Below are 19,555 nucleotides of genomic sequence, written 5' to 3' on the forward strand. Positions count from 1 at the left end.
AATTTGAATTATCTTCCTTCAGTTTGGCCAACCGCTCCCGGTCATAAGCCTGGATGAGATCGTTTTTCCATTCAGCCAGATTCTCGTCTTCTCCAAACAGATGAAAACAGATGTCTTCTATGATTTGCGGTAGATCCGGAATCCTTGGCCCTGCACGCCAGTACCGCAATTTCCGTTCGGGATTGTCATCTGTTTTGACCGGAGGAACGCGAAGATGGATGGCGTATGCAAAGTCCTTTAGCGTGCGATTCTGAGGATTCCGCTTAGTTATGCTACAATCGGGGCAGGTGTTCCAATACACCAGATGCCAATCGAGAAGGCGGGCGAATGTCCCACCTGATGGATATTCATTCGTATGCGCGTACAGTGCTCTTCTTACGTTCGGCAACGGCGTTATCCCGAAAATATTTCTATCAGAAATTGATAAATTTCTCGACCAATGAATTATTGTTCTGTACAATAATGAAGGATAATTATGTTCTTATTTAGATAAATAGCGCAGATATTGCACTGCTATATCGGGTTTTAGAGCTTTCGAGAAGGTATGGGTTGAGGCCATCCGAAGCGGAAGCGGATTTTGGCTGGGTCAAGGACGGGCCTGACGACAACTGCGGGTGCTTCCGCCTGCTTTTCGCAAGCAGGCCGGGTGAGTCCGATAAGGCTGCCAAATTCGACAGACTAAAGGCCGCACTCGGCTGCCAGGGGAGCGTCGTTGAGACAGACACTCTGGAAGAAATGGAAGACATAGTCGAACGGGCCATCTCAGTTGCACCACGGGCGCGCAGTCTGTGATTTTCAGCATAAGTGGCGTTTGAACGACGCGCATACCGATCCACGCCCCAACCGGTAACAGCGACGAATACCGGTACTTACACTTTCGTCGCATACCATCTCCTGCCCAACTCCGCTTGCCCAGCCTCAATCTCGACGCTGGGGCAAAACCGGAGAATTTCCATGGATCGTATTACCGAACAGAAGCTCAAAGCTGCCGGAAAGGTGGCGCTGGGTGCCGCCCGCATCGTGAGTGGAGTCGTCACGGCCACCGGCCATGGCTTCCTCGGCTCGCTGCTACGCCAGCATCACATGATACACCACGCAGCGCGCTTGGGAAAACACAGCGCCGAAGGTGGGCTGAACATGCTGAAGGAGGGCGTCGCCGATTGGCAGGACGCCACCCGCTAGGCCCGAGGCGCGGCTGAACGCCGCGCCTCTCACTATCGAACAGGATCAACACTCGGCGCGGGCAAGCCGCGAACAGCTTCCCACGTCAATTTCCAAGGAGCAAGGTTATGCATAATTGTCCAGCCTGCCAGTCCCCCAACGCCGTGCCGGCCAAAACCTATTTGGACCGCGCAACGAACTTTGCAAGCCGCCCAATCCCTCGGCATAAGGCGCCTGTCCGGACTCGCCGAACTGAGCGGGCGCGTGTTGCGGGCCGTGAGCAACTTGCTGCGGGATTACAGGTGCGCCGATTGCGGTCATCGCTTCGATGTCTAAACGCCACTGGTTCGCGGGAGCGTTCGATATCGGGCGGGAGATCATTGCCGAAGGTCGGCATGAACTTCTGGCGGGATGGTTCGGGCGACATTTCGAGCCGCACCCCTCCGCCAGGTCGCCCACCGACGGACACGACCATTCCATGGCGCAGCGTTCCGGCTGGGAAATGCCCGGCGAACGCGCGCCGGGGCCGGAGCGTGACGCACGCTCCATCGACCATGATCTCGACCGATAGGAGGCTGCGATGCGACGCCCGCCCGATCTGCTTGATACGCCATTGCTGCAATTGACCACGGACGACACGGCCACGATCCGCGATTTCTGTTCCGGAACCCTTTGCACGGGCATGACGGGCAGCGGCAAGACAAGCGGCCCGGCCGCCACGATCCTGCGGGCCTTCCTACGGGCGGGCATGGGCGGGGTGGTCATGGGTGAGCCGCGCGCGCGGCGGGCCGTGCCATGGAAGCCGATCATAGCCGTCCTGTTCGTGATGGCGGTGTTCGCCAATGCCCTCGCCAATCCCGTCCGGCAGAGCGCCACGGCGGGAGCCGGGATGCTGGTGATCACGCTTGGTCTCGGATTGGTGGCGGTGGTCATCCGTAGCCTTGTCCGGCTGTGGCGGCGACGTCCCCGGCGCAGGGCAATCGATCGTGATGTGCCCGTGACCATCTGCGCCCGCCCGGTCGTTCTGCTCCCGCCGCTGCGGGACGCCTATGCAGCCCTGCCGGATTACTGCTGGCAGGTGCTGGGGCGGTAGCGGGATGCCCGCTTCCGCCATCGTCGCCCAGGGGGTAATCGGCTCCCGAAGGGACTATGCGGGCCGAGCCCGCATGCAACTGCCGATTGTCCATTCCGGGTCGTCGGGGCGCAGCCAGAGGGTTCGAAAGGCGACGTTCGCCATCGCCCGAATGCTCCGTGGAAACAGTCTGTTTCAGCGACGCATTAGGGAATCGTTAACCACGTTCTCATCAATAATCGATCCACGAAGCTTCCCGCAGAGGGGTGCACGTCGGGGTTGTCTACAAGCCCGATGTATCTACGCGCCCTTAGAGGGAACTGCTTCACTAAACGGCCTGACGGGCCGGGAACGATAGAGGGGAACATGCAAACGGGGAGTCGCTAGATGGCCATCTTCTCCATGCGCGTGCAGGTCGTGAAACGGTCTTCCGGTCGCTCGGTGATCGCCGCCGCTGCATACCGATCCGGGACCAGGCTACACGATCAGCGGCAGGGCATCACGCATGACTACCGCAACAAGCGGGGGGTCGAGTGTAGCGAAATGATCTTCCCCAAGGATGCTCCTGCATGGGTGCAGGGCATCGACCGCGAGGGGTTCTGGAATGCGGTGGATGCTTCCGAAAAACGGCGGGACGCCCAGACCGCGCGCGAAATCTATGTGTCCATCCCTCGCGAACTCAGCCCTGACGAACGGGTGCGCGTCGTGCGGGATTTCGTAACCGACAGCTTCGTCTCCAAGGGCATGGTTGCCGACATCGCGTGGCACCTCGTGCCCGCCTCGGATGGCGGCGATAATTGCCACGCCCATGTTATGCTGACGATGCGCCCGCTGGTGGCGGGCGGCTTCGGCAACAAGGTGCGCCATGAATATATCCCCGATCCGCAGGGGCGGGCGCACCCGGACGGACGGGTGATGCTGGTCGAGTCCAACAGCCAGAGTTGGAACTCGGCTGCCTATTATGAAACCTGCCGTCTTCGCTGGGAGCAATTGGCGAATGACGCCTTGCAGCGTGCCGGGTCGAGCGAACGCATCGACCGGCGCAGCCTGCTTGAACGCGGGATTGCCCGGCTGCCCGAACCGATGCTGGGGGCAGCCTACCATATGAAGGAACTCTATGGCCGAATGAAGGATCGGTTCGGGCAATATCTCGCTGCCAAGCACGCACGCGAGGTCGAACAGCGGGCAACGGTCGCGCTCGACCGGCTGGACACCATCTCGCCTGCCGAAGCGATGCGCACGGTCGAAAGGTTCCGGGCATGGTTCGACCGCAAGTTGGACCACCTGCCTATGGCGCGTGAAGGGCCGATGCCCGATTTCTCCACCCCATCCCATTCCCCCGATATGGAGCGTTGACGATGAGTGAGGACACCCCTTGGGAACCGGATCGCCGGTTGGGCGGCAACTGGCGATCCCTGTTCGACCAGCCGCGTGGCAGTGGACTGCCCCCGCCGGGTGAACAAGCACCCGTGCCGCAGATGTTGGATGACGGGCCGATGGGCGACGAGGCACAGATCGATCCCAAGGCATATCACCCGTGGATATTGCAGCGGGGCCGCTCACGGCCCTCCGCGATGCTCGGCTTGCGCTGGTACGAATCCAAGGCCGGGTTCTGGTCCGGCTGCGGCATGCCTTATCCCATGCTGCAAGCGGTGGAATATATCGGCGACCGAATGGTGAGCCTCGATTTCGGGACGCGGCAATTTGTGATCGAAGGGAGCGGTCTCGACGTGCTGGCGCGGCGGATCAAGGAAGGCACCGTGCTGGCCGTGGTGGAATATGCACACGTTGTGTGGCCGCAGCGCTCAGAGGGGGCAATGGTTACGGCCATACGGCGTATGAACCCACGAGATATCCCAGCATGATTATTTAGTTGCAAAAGAGGCAATGAATTTGCAATATTATTTTCAGTGGAATATAAAAAATCGCAGTTTGCCTTTTCCCTTGTCGAACTCTCGATTGTTCTGGTCATCCTTGGTCTGCTGACCGGCGGCATTCTGGCCGGACAGAGTCTCATTCGGGCAGCGGAAGTTCGGGCCATTTCTGCGGACGCTTCCCGTTATGAAGCGGCTCTAGCTGCATTCCGAGACAGGTATTTTTCGTGGCCCGGGGACATCAAAAATGCGACCGCTTTCTGGGGGACACGGATCGCTGGCTCCGATCAAACCTGTTATGCAACAATCAATGTATATACGGGTACTTGCAACGGAAACGGCGATGGAATCTACCTAAATAGAAGCGATTTTTCGGATGTCACGAATGGCGAGAGGTTTCTTTCCATGCAACATTTGAGTTATGCTGGCCTAATTGAAGGAAGCTTTACTGGGGCATCAGCTTCTTCAACTTCATATTCAATATCTCCCGGAGTAAATTCTCCTCAATCCAAGATTGGAACAATCAATTTATCATATGCAAACGTGGCATCTAATTTGGCTCACTACTTCCCAAACACAAAAACAAGTAATGTTCTAAATTTTAATAACCCGGGCGGAGCCGCCACAAAATTACTCAAACCTGAGGAGATTTGGAATCTTGATACTAAGCTTGATGACGGCAAGCCTGCATCAGGAAAAGTGTTCGGCCTGTTGTCGACCTCTTCGTGGGGTGCGGGCTGTACCACCACGGACTCTATGAGCACTGCTGAATATGCGGTGGCAACATCAAGCAAGACCTGCGATTTTAACATGACAATTGGGCTTTAGCGTCTTTCCATTTATTGAAATCCACATCCTTAATTGATGTTACAAAGCCAATTGCCACATCCGCCTAGCCAGCGCTCGTTCCTCGTCGTCCCTGACTAAAGTATAGATGCGCGTGGAATTGGGATTGGCGTGGCCCAGCAGTCGCCCCACCAACGATTCCGGCAGACCCGAACCGACGCCGTGGCAGCCGAACCCATGCCGAAATCCTTTGGGCGTGGCTTGAGGGCCTTCGATCCCGGCGCGGTGCATCAGTTTGCGGATATGCCGCCAAGCGGTCTGCCTACACCAGGGGAATAGCGGGTCATCCGGCCCCAGGCCCAGCGAAGCGGCGAAGGCCTTCAACTCTCGTAGGAACGGGCGTGGCACGGGGACGGCACGGAATACCGTGCGGCGGCGTTTCAAGGTGCGGAAGATGATGCGACCTGTTTCGAGATCAAGCCGCCGGGGTGTGATCTGTAATCCCTCGCTGCAACGACAGCCGGTATAATAAAGCAGGTGGCAGAACATTCGCGTTTGCCGATCTTCCTTGTTTGACAAGGCGAGCAGGCATTGGGACTCACTTTGCGTCAGATACTTCCGCTGACCATTGCTGTCGAACACCGACCCTTCATTATATGTACTCTGCTCTCTGTCGCGCACTGCCCACTCCTGCAACATTATGGGCAATAGGGTTGCGCGAATAAATTTTCGATCGTGTCCGCTGAATTGGAACTCACAAATCGGGACCAGAACGAGTAGATCGACTACATTGCTTGCACTACGTAATCTGGGGGGGAGCAGCCGTGAAAGTCACTTTCGACAGCAATATGTACCGCCGGGTTACCGACCCTTCGCGGTTTTCGAATGACCCGGCGCATCACGCCTTTGTCTCTATTCATGAAGCAATTCAGGACGGTAGGGTGCAGCCATTCTTTTCCGCAACCATCGTGACTTTAGAGGCGGTCGCACGCGATACACGAGGAGATTATCTCTCCAACAATCGCGTAAAAGTCGAAAGTGATGAACGCGCTGGCGAAGGCGGGTCCATTCAGGTTCGTATGACAATTGGGCCGGACAATGATCTTCACCCCGGCCTTCCTGAAATTACGGAGCGTTGGCTTACGGCAGCAATTAACCTCGGGTTCAGGTTTCTTGCAGCGCCTCGCATCGGCCAGCCACGACCTGCATTCCTTGATCAGCAGGAGCGGTTCGCTCCACTCGATTGGGTCGATTTTGAAGTTTTCGGCGCGGTGGTGCGAGCAATCGAAGACCGAGGATTAGGAATTGCACAAGCCCGCGCAATTGCGAATACGATTATCGCGCGTGACCCCAAGCCGAATGCCTCCGCACATTGGTCCTCCGTGCTAAGCGAAGCCGCTGACATCCACGAGACCCGAGCAATCGCACGTGCGGTCGCGGAGTGGTCCGATGCTGACGCAATTGGCGCCCATATCGCCTACAAGTGCGACATCTTTTGCACGGAGGACCTTGGAAAAAGCGCTGGTGCACCTTCCGTTTTGAGCCCGGAGGCACGAACTTGGTTGAGTAGCGAATATGGGCTGGTTATCTGCTCTGCCAATGAACTGGTTTCTCGGCTGCAATAGATGGCCGAAGCATCACTCCGACGAAGGTAGCATTATGGGAGTGTTTTTTGTGCCGAACAGCATAAACGCATGCTGCCTTTGCGGAGCGACGGAAAACCTTACGGGTGAGCATAAGGTATGCGTTCCGATGATTATGCCCTGTGGATCGAAATGGGGCACGCCTTAAAGCCGCTCGGCAATACCGGGCGCGGTCTGTGGCTAGATTGGTCCGCCACGTCGCCCAAATTCGACCCGCAGGAGGCCGCTCGGAAGTGGGATAGCTTCGAGCCCCAGCGCACGGGTTATCAGGCGGTATTCGCACGGGCGCAGGCAAATGGCTGGATCAATCCCTCCAGCAATGTCGCCAAACCTGATATTGCGGCAACCGCCGGGGAAATTTCCGCTCGTCCGTTCATCGCTCCTGCCGTTCCCGATATTCCGCCGCGTCCGTGGCTATTAGGCCGCTGGCTGTTGCGCGGTGCGGTGACAACGCTAATCGCGCCGGGCGGCACCGGAAAGAGTGCTCTCATGGTTGCTGCCGCCTTGTCGCTGGCGTCCGGCCGGGAATTACTGGGCAAAACTGTGTGGAGTGGACCCAGGAGCGTATGGCTCTGGAATTTGGAAGATGATCGCGATGAATTGGCCCGGCAGCTTGCTGCCTCCATCCTGCACCATGATATTGAAGAATGGGAATATGGTGATCGCTTATTCATAAACGATGCTGGAACGAGCCTTTGCACGGCGACCAAGGGGCGGGACAGGCTGGCCATTGACGAGCCGGTAAATGCGGCCCTTGTCGCGGAAATCCGCTCCTGTCGAATTGATGTGCTGATTGTTGATCCTTTCGTATCGAGCCACCGGGCGGAGGAAAACGACAATGGCCAGATGGACGCCATCGCCAAGCGCTGGGCCAGTATTGCGCGCGATACGGGGTGCAGCATCGTCCTTGTCCACCATAGCCGCAAGCTAGGCGGGCAACAGGTTGACGCGGAAGCGGCACGGGGAGCAAGCGCGCTCGGCAACGCGGCCCGGACTGTGCTTGTTCTCAACCGCATGGATAATTCCGAAGCCAGCCGCCTGAGCATCGGCAAAGAGGATCGCCGCAGCTATTTTCGCGTCAGCAACGACAAGACCAATCGTGCGCCTGCGGAAGCAGGGGATTGGTTCCATCTGGAGTCGGTAAAGCTGGGCAATGGCGGACCGGAAGGCGGAGACAGTGTGGGCGTTGTCGAACGCTAGACGCCGCCAGAAATTACCGTGACGTTTGGCGATGACGTGCGGGCGAAAATTCAGGCTGAAATCGCGTCCGGGGAATGGCGGACACACCCAACCGCGAAAAATTGGGCAGGCTATGCCGCCGCCAAGATAATCGGATCGGATATTTCCGTGTCTGTAGACAAGAAACAGGTGACAGCCTTACTCAAAGACATGATCGTCAAGGATCAGCTTCGCAACGTGCAACGGTTGGACGCCAGCCGCCACATGCGCGATTTTACCGTGGTGGGCGAGCAAGTAGGGGAATTGTGCGACACTTCTGAATGTTGACGCAACGCTGACGCGCCGCACTGTCGCGAACCCCGGCAGCGCCAATGCGACACCTGCGCCACCCACTTTAGGGTGGTGTAGTGGTGCTGGCGCGACGCGGCAGAGCTATTTGGGAAAATTCAGATGCTCGGCGTAGGTCCCCCACGGATATGGCTCATATCTCACGAGATAATGCACCGGCCCTGCCCAATCACTATTATGCGCCGACCATTGCGGTTTGATCCCGAGAAATTCCGCAAGTTGCGGTGCATCATATGTCTCTTCACTGTGAAAGCCGAACGCTCTCTGCCATAGTGCTGTGATTAGCGCATCTTGGTGTTCTATCATTTCGTGAAGGTCATTAATTTCACGCGTCGATGATTTATCATGGAACTGTGATGGAAATTTCTTTTCTCTCCGGATCAAAATTTCTTCGATGCGACGGTGTAAACACCCTTCAACTATATGCATGATTATAACGGGCCAGACGATCGCTGTTATGCCAACTACCCAAAGCCACATTGTCAGTCCGGACCCCCGATTGCGCATTCGGCGCTAAAGCGCTTTCGAGCGTAAGCTAATTAGAGAAAATTGCCATCTACTTACAACTTTTGATAAAAATCTAATCTACTTCCCTCATACACATTTCCTGTCCCCGCTACCCATTGGCGGGGAGGCGTCATGGTCGATTTGCGTACGAGGTTTGGTAGTTTGGTTCGGGCGCACCGCGTACGTTTGAGACTGACGCAGGAAGCCTTAGCTGAGCGTGCCAACATCAGTACCGACATGGTTTCCAAGATCGAGGGCGGCAACAGCGGCGCGCGTTTTGGCGTTATCACTCAGCTTGCAGAGGCGCTTGGCGTCGATCCAGCGGAATTGTTCACGCCAGATTTGCCGGCCGGGCAATTGGAGCGTGCGACTCTTACGGAAATCACCAGCCGCCTCGCCAGCCTTAGCGATGGTGAGTTGCGGTGGCTGAAGGGTATTTTTGAGGCTGCGTTGCGTTTTAAGTATTAATCTAAAATTGGATGTTGTCGCGCTGTGACTGGGATCGCACGCAGGTTTTCGCCGTCTAGGAAAAAGCGGCATCTATTTCCGTGTTGGAACGGAAATCGCATGGAACGAAGGAGTTTACCCGGAGTGGGGCGAGCTTAAGGCTTAATTATTCTTGATGCCGTTAACGCGGACGATCTGCGAATTGCGCAAATTGCGATCCGCACAATTGTGCATGGACATCCAGCCGAACTCGCCTTCGAAAAACTTTCTCCCCGGCTTGCGCTAGTTAAACCTAGCGATGCTGTCCAAATGCTTAGAACGGCGATTCATCTCGCATATCCCGATCGGATGCTCGATCGGTTTGCCGGCGATGGTGAGCGACCACGCGAGCGAAAGCCGGAACTCCTTAACGCGCTTTTCGCATGCCATCCCCAAGCGGTGCTTGAGGCGCTTGAAAAGCGGCTTCTAGCGGGCCGGCGCTCCACTGTGGAGGAAGCGGGCCGTGCAATCCAAATTCTTCAGCAAGTCGATGCGGAGGCTGTTGCGCGGATCACTCGCACGCTGGTCTCAGTATATAAGCTACGACAGCTTCGCCGTTGAAGGTGCGTCAGGCGAATTTGCAGAAGCCTTGATAAGTTGTTTGGCGCCCATCGCTGCCGACATCACGCCCGGAGACATTCCCGAGTTACGCCTCGCAGTTTCTAGCGTACCAATGCCGATTGCCATGCTCGCCAAGCCAGAGACGCGTTGGCCCTATCCGATCGCGCCGGCTGAGCCCAAGCCAAAACCTAATGATGTTGCGGTGGCTTTTCTCGAATTTTCCATCAACGGCCAGTCAGCCGAATCGCTACACAGCCTCTCTACAGGACAGGTCCACGATCTCGATCTCATGGTTCGCGTCTCACACTGGCCGGAAAGCGCTGACCGACTGGTTATCGCGCCGGTGTCGGTCGAACCTGCCAGTATGTGGGATTTTCCGACGTTTGAAGTGCCGAGACCATCTGGCCCTCCGCCTTACACCTTTGAACGAGGCGGACGAATGGCCCTGCATGGAGGGCAGGGGTTCAACGCCCGCCCATTGGAGTTTCGGTACGCAGCCGAGTTTCAGCCGGCTGTTGAGCGGGAACAACGCGTAGTTGTGGCGGGCCAGCGAACTTTGCGCCTCAACGGTGCAGACACCACTCGACGCGCAGTGACTGGCTACGGCGAAATCGACGCTAAAATCGTGTTGTTACGTGAAAAGCTCCGCCTCGAACCACTGGTTTCAGAGCGTGATATCATGGACCTGCTTACGCTTCTTGCACCTCTCGGCAATTTGCTAGGCCAAGCTGTTCAAGACAAGCGCTACCCCATGCCGATCGACGAGGCAGCGTTTGAGAAGGACGTGCTCGCCTATCTCCGCGCCAATACCGGCGTTGGGCAGGAATTAGAGCTGCAAGCGCAGGTTGCTGGTGGTCGCACCGATCTTTCGTTTCGTGGTATCCGAATCGAACTAAAATCTGAGCGCAGCCGGCGACTCGTGCCCGATGATTGCAAGCAATACGCTCAACAAGCCGCCACATATGCAGTGGGAAGCGGCCGGCGCGTCTCAGTGCTATTGGTATTGGATAGCAGCAAAAAAAAGGAGATGCCCTTTCCGGTGGCGGACGGGATTTTCATTATCCCGGTCGAGACCGGCGCCTCCCCAATCTACGTGATCACACTACTGGTTCAGGGCGGTTTCCCTCGTCCAAGTGACCTTTCACGCTAGGCTGTGTTTACCTATCACGAAATTAGCTTTGCCTCATATTGTGGCCCGCCGTTTAAGAAAAAATTCTGCTCTGCGATTCCGCGCGACACCTCCGCAAAAAAATGGGATCTATTCTATGAGGACAATTGGCTCGGCTCTAGCACACTCCCGAGAAAGCTACCCCCCCTTTGCGGCAACAATTCCCTAGGTTCAGACGCTCCGATCAATGCCGCAATTTCCTGCGCACAGACAACTTCCAGCGCATGGACGCGCTGCGCACGGCGGGTATAGGTTTGTATCCACATTCCCTTTGGACGAGGCAAATCCGCACCCAACCCTTGCACGCCGTGTAACTTTCGTTGCTCCCGAAACAGCTTTTCAAATGGCCGGTCGAAACGGTTTAACCGTTCTACTCGATAGGCTAGCCCCAAAGCCTTCCGGCTGGCGAAGCGGTCGCCTTCCTGCGGTAAATAGAGCACCCGTGCTCGTTCACCCGTTACCGGGCAGCGTAACCACCAGCGCTGCCCGCCAAGATGTTGTGGTAGGGCAGCGAGTGTAATCACCTGCCGCATGGGCGTCCGCCTGCCGTCTGGCGTTGCAAGAGCGTAACATAGGATCAGCCGAGCGGTCTCGGCTGTGCGCAAATCCAGCCGGAAGCAGAGGGAGCCGAGGGCTTCCCCGTCCAGCGTCCACTTGATTTCCCCGTTACCCGCTTGTCCCGCTCGGATCGACGCCAACCGCAAAAGCCAAGCAAGATCGAGGGCGAGGCAATCTTCCACCAGCCGCTTGCTCATGTGCTGCCTCCGCGAATTGCCCAAATCATTTGGGAAATCTGCTTTAGCACGGGTTGGGCGAAACTTCTCCGCCTGATTGCTATCTGATTGCTGACCTGTCCGCGCGACACTCTCTGTCGCGTTGAATTGTCTCTAAGTCATTGAAAAATGGTGGACGCACTTGGGCTCGAACCAAGGACCCGCTGATTAAGAGTCAGCTGCTCTACCAACTGAGCTATGCGTCCACACCGCCTTTGCTGCTTGTCCTTTCGGGCATCCGCATCGTGGCGAGGCGCGGCGGTTAGCATGATCGTCTGGCTTTGCAAACATTAAATGCAGTGAGCATTCAAATTAGGCTGCAAGCGCTATCCCCAATTGCCGTTGCCTGTCCTGCCAGGCTGGGACGACGACCGATCGATGGCAAGCACAATGCCGATGCACAGCATCACTGTCAGCATTGATGACCCGCCATAGGACATGAAGGGCAGGGGGATGCCGACGACCGGGGCCAGGCCCATCACCATCATGAGGTTGATGGCGACATAGAAAAACACCGTGGTGATGAGGCCGGCAGCAGTCAGCCGCGCGAACTTGTCCTGCGTGCGCAGCGCCACCCGGATGCCCCAGCGGAACAGCATCGTAAAGCCCAGGATCAGCAGGCAGCCGCCCGCCAGTCCCCATTCTTCGGCCATGGTCGCAAATACGAAGTCGGTATGGCCTTCGGGCAGGTAATCGAGATGGCTCTGGGTGCCGTTGAGGAAGCCCTTGCCGAATACCCCGCCCGATCCGATCGCGATCTTGGATTGGCTGATATGATAGCCAGCGCCCAGCGGATCGCTTTCCGGAGCCAAGAAGATGAGCACCCGTTTTTGCTGATAATCATGCAGAAAGGAAAAGGCGATCGGTATGGTCGCCGCCATGGTGAGTCCGGTGCCGACGAACAGCCGTAATGGCAACCCGGCAAGGAACATGACCGTGACCCCGCCCGCCGCGATCATCGTCGCGGTGCCAAGATCCGGCTGGACCAGCACCAGTGCCCAGGGCACGCCGATCAGGACCAGGGCGGGCCATATCGCGTTCCATCGGCGGATTTCGCCCACCGGCAGCCGGGCATAGAAGCGGGCCACCGCCAGCACGATGGCCGGCTTCATGAATTCTGACGGCTGAAGCTGCATGAAGCCGAGGTTGATCCACCGCTGGCTGCCGCCCGCGACGCCGCCCACGAGTTCGACGAGCACCAGCGCCACCAGGATCGCACCATAGGCCGGGAAAGCGAAGCGCGCGAAGATGTCGATGGGAATGCGGCTGAGTATCAGCGCCATGACCATGAACACGCCAAAACGCACGCCCTGCATCGCTGCCCAAGGCGTGATGCTGCCCCCCGCCGCGCTGTAGAGCACGAGCGTCCCGAACCCTGCAATCGCCAGAAGCAGGAGCAGGACGCGCCATGGATAGGCCGTGATCGCCGCGGGGACGATACTCATGGCGCGGTCTCGCCGGCTGCGGGCGGGAGGAGACTGCCGGGGGGCGGCGGCTGATCGTCTTCTACCGCGGGTTCGGCATTTGCGGGCGGGGCGGCGGCCGCTGCAGGGCCGCTGGCTCCATTGTCAGGCGATGCGCTGTTATCGACGGCATTGCTCGCCTCGGCCGGAATTTCGCCCGCGGCAATCGCCTTCCTGCGGCGAAACTCGGCCATCTGCGCCGCCTGTCGCTCGACCGGCGTACCGCCCCAACCCTTTTCCAGAGTTTCCAGTTTCTCCAGCGCCTTGGCCGGATCGAACAGGTAGGACAATGTGTCGCTGGCGATCATCGGCGCGTCCTCGTTACGGATCATGTGCCCGCCATGTTCGATGATGCACGCGACCGCATAGCGGGGATTATCGAACGGCGCGAACCCCTGGAACAGGGCATGGTCGCGCAGCTTGAATGCGAGCGAGGCGTCGCGCCGCACGCCGCCGCGCCGTTCGGCCATGGTGATGCGCCGCACCTGCGCGGTGCCGGTCTTGCCGGCGATCAGCACGTCGGGGATGGCCATGCGCGCGGCTCCGCCGGTCCCCCCGCCGTTAACGACCGCGCTCATGGCCTCGCGAATTGTGACCAGATGCTCTTCGGACACGCCGATGGGGGCGGCGGCAGGGCGCTTCTGACCTGCCAGGAAATTTGGCATCAACTGCTTGCCCGTCGCCAGCCGCGCCGCCATCACCGCCATCTGGAGCGGATTGATAAGCATATAGCCTTGGCCGATCGTGGCGTTGACGGTGTCATATGTCTGCCAGGGCTGGTTGTATTTCTTCAGCTTCCACGCCGGGTCGGGAACCGTGCCATAGCTCTGGCTGGGAAAGGGCAGGTTGAAACGCTGGCCCATGCCGACCAGCCGGGCCATCCGCGCGATCCGGTCCATGCCGATGCGCTGGGCCATCTGATAGAAATAGATGTCACAGCTTTGAGCGATGGCGGTGCGCATGTTGACCGAACCGTGGCCGCGCCGCTTGTGGCAGTGGAACAACGTGTTGCCCACGCGAATGGCTCCGGCGCATCCCACCGTCTCCTGAGGTTCCACCCCGGCTTCCAGCAGCGCCAGCGCCACCATCGGCTTGACCGTCGATCCCGGCGGATAGAGGCCCTGGAGCGTCTTGTTGCGCAGCGGGACATGGTCGTCCTGGGACAGCATTTCCCATTCGGTCTGGCTGATGCCGTCGGAAAAGCTGTTGGGGTCGAAACTGGGCATCGACGCCATCGCCAGGATGTCGCCATTCTGGCAGTCCATCACGACCACCGATCCGCTCTGGGTCGCCAGCCGCCGGCCGGCATATTCCTGAAGACCGGCGTCGATGGTCAGCTTGAGGACATGGCCCGGCGTGTCGGGGCGTGTGGTCAGTTCGCGCACGACCTTGCCGCGCGCCGTCACCTCGACGCGCTTGGCGCCGGGCTTGCCGGTCAGATGCTCGTCGAAGCTGCGTTCCAACCCGTCCTTGCCGATCTTGTAGCCCGGCGTGATCAGCAGCGGGTTCTTGCGCTCTTCATAATCCTTGGCCGAAGCCGCGCCGACATAGCCGAGCAAATGGCCGACTGCCGGCCCGGCCGGATAATAGCGGGTGAAGCCCTGCGCCGGCGCGACACCGACCAGGTCGGGAAGGCGCACCGATACCGCCGCATATTGTTCATAGGTCAGATTGGCCGACACTTCGACGGGCTGGAACCCGGCGGCCTTTTCAAGGTCGTCGCGGATGCGTTCGACGGCATCGGGTGTAAGCGAGAGCAGCCGGGTCAGCGTTGCGATCGTGCCTTCCTTGTCACGCAGCCGATCGGGAATGATGTCGACGCGAAAATCGGTGCGGTTGTTCGCCAGCGGCTTGCCATGACGGTCGATGATCCAGCCCCGCCGGGGCGGAATAAGCGTCAGGTTGACACGATTGCTTTCCGACAGCAGCTGATATTTCTCGTTCTCCGCAACGCTGATCCAGGCCATTCGCGCGGCCAGCATCACCCCGAACGCGCCCTGTATGCCGCCGACCACCATGGCGCGGCGGGTGAAGGTGAAGGATTGCGTGGCTTCGGTGACGATCTTGCGGTTGGACTTGGGAAATTTCATGCCATCACGCGCCAGCGGTCGATCCAGGCGCACTGGCGCGCGACGAAGGGAAAGATCAGGATCGTCCAGATCATCTGCGGTGCGACCAACATCAGATTCACTTCGCCACCACCCGTGATGCGCGCGAAAAACAGCCCTCCGGCGATACAGAAGATAATCGCAAGTGCTGCGATTAGCCAGTCCTGCCTGTAGTCGCGCCAGATGAGGCGGTGGTCGATCACGTCGATGCCGATCAGGGCGAACGTCCAAAGGAACATCGACGAGCCGATCGGCTGCCCGCTCGCCATGTCGTCGAACAGACCGAGTGGCACCCCCACCCAGGCGCGCCACAATTCGGGCCGCAACAGTCGCCACGATAGCAGGCCGAGCAGGCCGAAGGGCGGCAGGACCGGCGACTGGGCAATGATCGGCAGCATGTTGGCGACCGACCCCAGCATTACTGTGATAACGGGTGTACCGTTCAGCCGCAGCCGCGAGGGATGCCGTCCGAGCCGCGGCACATGCTGCATTCGGCTGTCGATCATGGTACGCCCGCGTTGCCGCTATTGCCGGCGTCGGGCAGGGGGGCAGGCGCGGGACCGGGCCGGGTCACCGTTTGTTCAAACGGTCGTTCCACCACGACCGCCTCGACCCTGGCGGGGTTGGCGAGCGGAACGCCCACCGCGATCTCGCCTTCGACCCGTACGATCACCGCGACAGGGATGTTGGGCTGATACAGGCCGCCAATGCCGGACGTGACGACGATGTCGCCCGGATGAAAGGGATTGTGCCCTGCCGACAGCGCACGGATCTCCAGCGAACCGTCACCCATGCCGGTCGAAATCGCCGGAATATTGTCCGCCGCACGCCGTACGGGCACGATATTGTTGGGATCGGTCAGCAGCAGGACATCGGCCGTGTTGGGGCTGGCGATATGGATGCGACCGATAAGGCCCTCTGGCGCGCGCACCGGCATTCCCGGCATGGCACCCTGCGCGCGACCGGCGTTCAGGCGGGCGAAGCGTCGCGCGCTGCTGGCCGATGAACTGATAAGCCGGGCGGTGACGACTTCGCTGCCATCGTCCTCGACCAGTTTCAGCAGCTTTTTAAGTCGCGCATTTTCCTGCGCGATCGCGGTCGCGGCGATGATGCGGGTGCGGTCGGCGTCGACCTGCCGCCGCAACATGATATTCTGCGATCCGGCGCGCCAATAGGCGGCGATGCGCTCATCGACCGTACCGACTCCGCTGACCATGCTTTTCAGCCCCGCCGATACCGGGCGGGTGATCTCCGCAACGCCGGCGCGGATCACCGCAAAGCCGGTCGGATCGAACATCGCGACCACGATCATCAGCAGGCCGATGGCGGCACCTGACACCGCCACGACATAGCTGGCGAACAGGCCATATTGCGCCTTCCGGTTATGACCGGGGCGTCGGCTGGGTGGCCGCGCCATCGCTTGCCTTTCCCTGGGCTCAGGCGGTCTGGAGTACGCCGCGGAACATCGGATCTTCCATCGCCCGGCCGGTGCCGATCGCGACGCAGGTCAGCGGGTCCTCCGCGATGGTTACCGGCAGGCCGGTTTCGTCGCGCAACTCGTCGTCCAGACCCTTCAGCAATGCGCCGCCGCCGGTCAGGACGATGCCCTGATCGACGATGTCGGCGGCCAGCTCGGGCGCGGTATTCTCCAGCGCGATGCGGACGCCTTCGACGATGGTGCTGATCGGCTCGGACAGGGCTTCGGCGATCTGGCCCTGGTTGATCGTGATTTCCTTGGGCACGCCGTTGACCAGATCGCGGCCCTTGATGTGGATCGTTTCGCCCACGCCATCTTCGGGCGGCTGGGCGACGCCATATTGCTTCTTGATCCGCTCGGCGGTCGCTTCGCCGATAAGCAGATTATGGTGGCGACGCACGAAGGACACGATCGCTTCGTCCATCTTGTCGCCCCCCACGCGCACCGATGTGGTGTAGGCAAGGCCACGCAGCGAGAGCACGGCAACTTCAGTGGTGCCGCCGCCGATATCGACCACCATCGATCCAATCGGTTCGGTCACCGGCATGTCGGCGCCGATCGCGGCGGCCATCGGCTCCTCGATCAGGAACACCTGGGATGCGCCGGCATTGCTGGCCGCGTCGCGAATCGCGCGACGTTCGACGCTGGTCGAACCCGATGGCACGCAGATCACGATTTCCGGTGCGCGCCAGGGGCTGTGCTTGCCGCCATGCACCTTGGTGATGAAGTGCTTGATCATCTGCTCGGCTACGTCGATGTCGGCGATCACGCCGTCGCGCAACGGCCGGATGGCCTCAATCGAATCCGGGGTCTTGCCCATCATCAGCTTGGCGTCGACGCCCACGGCCTTGACCCGCTTCACGCCGTTGATCGTCTCTACCGCGACCACCGAAGGCTCGTTGAGCACGATGCCGCGACCGCGAACGTAGACAACCGTATTGGCAGTGCCCAGGTCGATGGCCATATCCTGCGAGGAAAATTTGAAGAGACGCGAGAAGATCGACATGCCTAATCCTGTTCAGCCCGCCGTCCCCGCGACGCGATTTCGGGGCCGGACGAAATCTGTGCTGCAAGTCCCCAGCCCATGGGTGCGACGCAAAAATTACGGGCTTGGGGTCGCGGAAAGCGCTCGCTTGGGCTAGTCCCTAATCAATGTCAATACGCCGCCTGCCCGAACATCTGGTCAATCGCATCGCTGCCGGTGAAGTGGTCGAAAGGCCCGCCAGCGCGCTGAAGGAAATCGTCGAAAACGCATTGGATGCGGGCGCGCGACGTATCGACATCCGCATCGGCAATGGCGGGCTGGACCGGATCGAGGTGAGCGACGACGGTTGCGGCATGCCCCCGTCCGACATGGCGCTAGCACTAGAACGCCATGCGACGTCGAAGCTGCCCGACGAAGCGATTGAAAATGTCGCGACTCTGGGATTTCGTGGAGAAGCGCTGCCGTCAATCGCCAGCGTTGCGCGCCTTTCGATCGACAGTCGCGTCGTCGGCGGGGAGGGTTGGAACCGCACGGTCGACAATGGCACGCTGTTGCATGAAGGCCCTGCCGCCCTGCCGCCCGGCACTCGCGTCATTGTCGAACAGCTCTTCGCCAGGGTTCCCGCGCGGCGCAAGTTCCTGCGTTCGGCCAAGGCGGAATATGCCGCTTGTCTCGATGTCGTGCGACGTCTCGCAATGGCACATCCCGCCATCGCCATCAGCCTCGAACATGACGGCCGCCGCATGCTGTCGGTACAGGCGGACGAAGCGCGGGAGGACCGGGTCGCAGCCCTCACCGATCGCGCGCTCGCCGACAATCATGTCATCGTGTCCTTGGAACGCGAAGGGATATGTCTCGCCGGGGTGGCGAGCCTGCCCACCTATCATCGTGGTGTCGGCGATCATCAGTTCCTGTTCGTCAACGGTCGTCCGGTGCGCGACCGGCTGCTGGTCGGCGCGGTGCGCGGCGCTTATGCAGACGTGCTGGCGCGAGACCGGCACCCGGTCGTCGCCCTGTTCCTCAACGTGCCTAGCGCGGAAGTTGACGTCAACGTCCACCCCGCCAAGACCGAGGTGCGCTTTCGCGATCCCGCGCTGATCCGGGGTATGATCGTCTCGGGCCTCCGCCGCGCACTCGACGGCGCGGGTTTCCGCTCGGTGCAGCAGGCCGATCCCGCCGGTTTTGCCGCGTGGCGGCAGGAACCAGTGGCGCAACCGGTTTCGCCCACGCCGATCGGGGCAATGCCGATCTTCGATGCGGCCGCCCGCTCGCCACTCCACCATCCGCTCGCGGACCGCCGCGCCAGCTTCATCACGCCGCCGCCGCAGGCCCGTGCCGAACCTGCCGCTGCGCCCCCGCCTGAGGGGCACAGCTTTCCGCTGGGCGTCGCGCGGGGGCAGATAGCGCGCACTTATATTGTCGCGGAGGCCGAGGATGGCCTGGTCATCGTCGACCAGCATGCCGCGCACGAACGCCTGACCCTCGAACGCATGCGCCGCGCGATGGACGGGCAGGGGGTGCAGAGCCAGGCTTTGCTTCTGCCCGAAGTCGTGGAACTGGACGAGCCGGCCTGCGACCGGTTGGAGGCGAGGATCGAAGAGTTGCGCGATTTCGGCCTCGACCTTGAACGTTTCGGCCCGGCCGCGGTGCTCGTGCGAGCGAGCCCGGCGATGCTGGGGCAGGGCGACGTACAGGGGCTGGTCGCTGATCTTGCCGACGATCTTGCCGCCTATGACAGCGCCTTGTCGCTCAAGGAGCGCCTCGATCTCGTCGCCGCGACCATGGCCTGCCACGGATCGGTTCGCGCCGGGCGCATCTTGAGCGTCGCGGAAATGAATGCGCTGCTGCGCGAAATGGAAGTGACCCCCCGTAGCGGCCAGTGCAATCACGGCCGGCCGACCTGGATAAAGCTGGGGCATGGCGATATAGAGAAGTTGTTTGGTCGCAAGTGACGCGCCGGCTGT

The 19,555-nt window shown here is 59.9% G+C and carries 20 protein-coding genes and 1 tRNA gene; 12 read left to right on the plus strand and 9 right to left on the minus strand.

Annotation, left to right across the window (positions count from 1 at the left end; translation table 11 throughout):
* Positions 1-388 (minus strand): hypothetical protein (locus tag WG908_RS09730; protein WP_340186391.1); only part of this gene is annotated, 388 nt, incomplete at its 3' end.
* A 566-nt stretch (positions 389-954) separates the two neighbouring features.
* Between WG908_RS09730 and WG908_RS09735 the strand changes: the two genes are divergently transcribed.
* The 6 genes from WG908_RS09735 (at position 955) to WG908_RS09760 (ending at position 4,935) form a co-directional block, all read left to right on the plus strand.
* Positions 955-1,182: a hypothetical protein gene (locus WG908_RS09735; protein WP_340186392.1), complete on the plus strand. Its 228-nt coding sequence runs from the start codon at positions 955-957 to the stop codon at positions 1,180-1,182.
* A 307-nt stretch (positions 1,183-1,489) separates the two neighbouring features.
* Complete coding sequence (locus tag WG908_RS09740) at positions 1,490-1,732, plus strand: hypothetical protein (protein WP_340186393.1); 243 nt, start codon at positions 1,490-1,492, stop codon at positions 1,730-1,732.
* Positions 1,733-1,741: 9 nt separating this feature from the next.
* Positions 1,742-2,254: a hypothetical protein gene (locus tag WG908_RS09745; protein ID WP_340186394.1), complete on the plus strand. Its 513-nt coding sequence runs from the start codon at positions 1,742-1,744 to the stop codon at positions 2,252-2,254.
* Positions 2,255-2,620: 366 nt separating this feature from the next.
* Positions 2,621-3,589, plus strand: coding sequence for a MobQ family relaxase (mobQ, locus tag WG908_RS09750; protein ID WP_340186395.1), 969 nt, complete (start codon positions 2,621-2,623; stop codon positions 3,587-3,589).
* 2 nt (positions 3,590-3,591) lie between these two features.
* Entirely contained in the window at positions 3,592-4,098 is a 507-nt protein-coding gene (locus WG908_RS09755) for a hypothetical protein (protein ID WP_340186396.1), read from the plus strand.
* Positions 4,099-4,143: 45 nt separating this feature from the next.
* Entirely contained in the window at positions 4,144-4,935 is a 792-nt protein-coding gene (locus WG908_RS09760) for a type II secretion system protein (protein ID WP_340186397.1), read from the plus strand.
* Between the two features lie 39 nt (positions 4,936-4,974).
* Here the strand turns inward: WG908_RS09760 and WG908_RS09765 are convergent, their stop codons facing one another.
* Complete coding sequence (locus tag WG908_RS09765; RefSeq protein ID WP_340186398.1) at positions 4,975-5,535, minus strand: tyrosine-type recombinase/integrase; 561 nt, start codon at positions 5,533-5,535, stop codon at positions 4,975-4,977.
* Positions 5,536-5,717: 182 nt separating this feature from the next.
* On the opposite strand from WG908_RS09765, the gene WG908_RS09770 reads away from it, so the two are divergent.
* The 5 genes from WG908_RS09770 to WG908_RS09790 all read left to right on the plus strand — a co-directional run bounded on the left by WG908_RS09770 (position 5,718) and on the right by WG908_RS09790 (position 10,767).
* Positions 5,718-6,518, plus strand: coding sequence for a hypothetical protein (locus tag WG908_RS09770; protein ID WP_340186399.1), 801 nt, complete (start codon positions 5,718-5,720; stop codon positions 6,516-6,518).
* A 117-nt stretch (positions 6,519-6,635) separates the two neighbouring features.
* Positions 6,636-7,736, plus strand: a complete 1,101-nt coding sequence (locus WG908_RS09775) for an AAA family ATPase (RefSeq protein ID WP_340186400.1) — start codon at positions 6,636-6,638, stop codon at positions 7,734-7,736.
* 18 nt (positions 7,737-7,754) lie between these two features.
* The gene (locus WG908_RS09780; RefSeq protein ID WP_340186401.1) at positions 7,755-8,042 is read left to right on the plus strand and encodes a hypothetical protein; all 288 of its coding nucleotides are present in this window, start codon (positions 7,755-7,757) and stop codon (positions 8,040-8,042) included.
* 660 nt (positions 8,043-8,702) lie between these two features.
* Positions 8,703-9,038, plus strand: coding sequence for a type II toxin-antitoxin system RelB family anti-toxin (gene relB, locus WG908_RS09785; protein WP_340186402.1), 336 nt, complete (start codon positions 8,703-8,705; stop codon positions 9,036-9,038).
* A gap of 481 nt (positions 9,039-9,519) precedes the next feature.
* Positions 9,520-10,767 (plus strand): hypothetical protein, encoded by a 1,248-nt coding sequence (locus tag WG908_RS09790; RefSeq protein WP_340186403.1) that lies wholly within the window; start codon positions 9,520-9,522, stop codon positions 10,765-10,767.
* A gap of 113 nt (positions 10,768-10,880) precedes the next feature.
* On the opposite strand, the gene WG908_RS09795 is transcribed toward WG908_RS09790, so the two are convergent.
* From WG908_RS09795 to WG908_RS09825, 7 genes are all read right to left on the minus strand, one after another.
* The gene (locus WG908_RS09795; RefSeq protein ID WP_340186404.1) at positions 10,881-11,540 is read right to left on the minus strand and encodes a hypothetical protein; all 660 of its coding nucleotides are present in this window, start codon (positions 11,538-11,540) and stop codon (positions 10,881-10,883) included.
* 148 nt (positions 11,541-11,688) lie between these two features.
* Positions 11,689-11,764: transfer RNA gene (locus tag WG908_RS09800), tRNA-Lys, on the minus strand.
* A 120-nt stretch (positions 11,765-11,884) separates the two neighbouring features.
* Positions 11,885-13,003 carry a rod shape-determining protein RodA gene (rodA, locus tag WG908_RS09805; protein ID WP_340186405.1) on the minus strand — a complete coding sequence of 373 codons (1,119 nt, stop codon included), beginning with the start codon at positions 13,001-13,003 and terminating at the stop codon, positions 11,885-11,887.
* Positions 13,000-15,111: a penicillin-binding protein 2 gene (gene mrdA / locus WG908_RS09810; protein ID WP_340186406.1), complete on the minus strand. Its 2,112-nt coding sequence runs from the start codon at positions 15,109-15,111 to the stop codon at positions 13,000-13,002. The genes rodA and mrdA overlap by 4 nt, the downstream gene beginning before the upstream one ends.
* Complete coding sequence (gene mreD, locus WG908_RS09815) at positions 15,108-15,635, minus strand: rod shape-determining protein MreD (RefSeq protein WP_340186407.1); 528 nt, start codon at positions 15,633-15,635, stop codon at positions 15,108-15,110. The genes mrdA and mreD overlap by 4 nt, the downstream gene beginning before the upstream one ends.
* Entirely contained in the window at positions 15,632-16,546 is a 915-nt protein-coding gene (mreC, locus tag WG908_RS09820; RefSeq protein WP_340186408.1) for a rod shape-determining protein MreC, read from the minus strand. The genes mreD and mreC overlap by 4 nt, the downstream gene beginning before the upstream one ends.
* A gap of 19 nt (positions 16,547-16,565) precedes the next feature.
* Positions 16,566-17,612, minus strand: coding sequence for a rod shape-determining protein (locus tag WG908_RS09825; protein ID WP_340186409.1), 1,047 nt, complete (start codon positions 17,610-17,612; stop codon positions 16,566-16,568).
* A gap of 146 nt (positions 17,613-17,758) precedes the next feature.
* Between WG908_RS09825 and mutL the strand changes: the two genes are divergently transcribed.
* Positions 17,759-19,543, plus strand: coding sequence for a DNA mismatch repair endonuclease MutL (gene mutL / locus WG908_RS09830; protein ID WP_340186410.1), 1,785 nt, complete (start codon positions 17,759-17,761; stop codon positions 19,541-19,543).
* Positions 19,544-19,555 lie beyond the last annotated feature (12 nt).

This window comes from Sphingobium anseongense (assembly GCF_037725245.1).
Classification (GTDB): Bacteria; Pseudomonadota; Alphaproteobacteria; order Sphingomonadales; family Sphingomonadaceae; genus Sphingobium.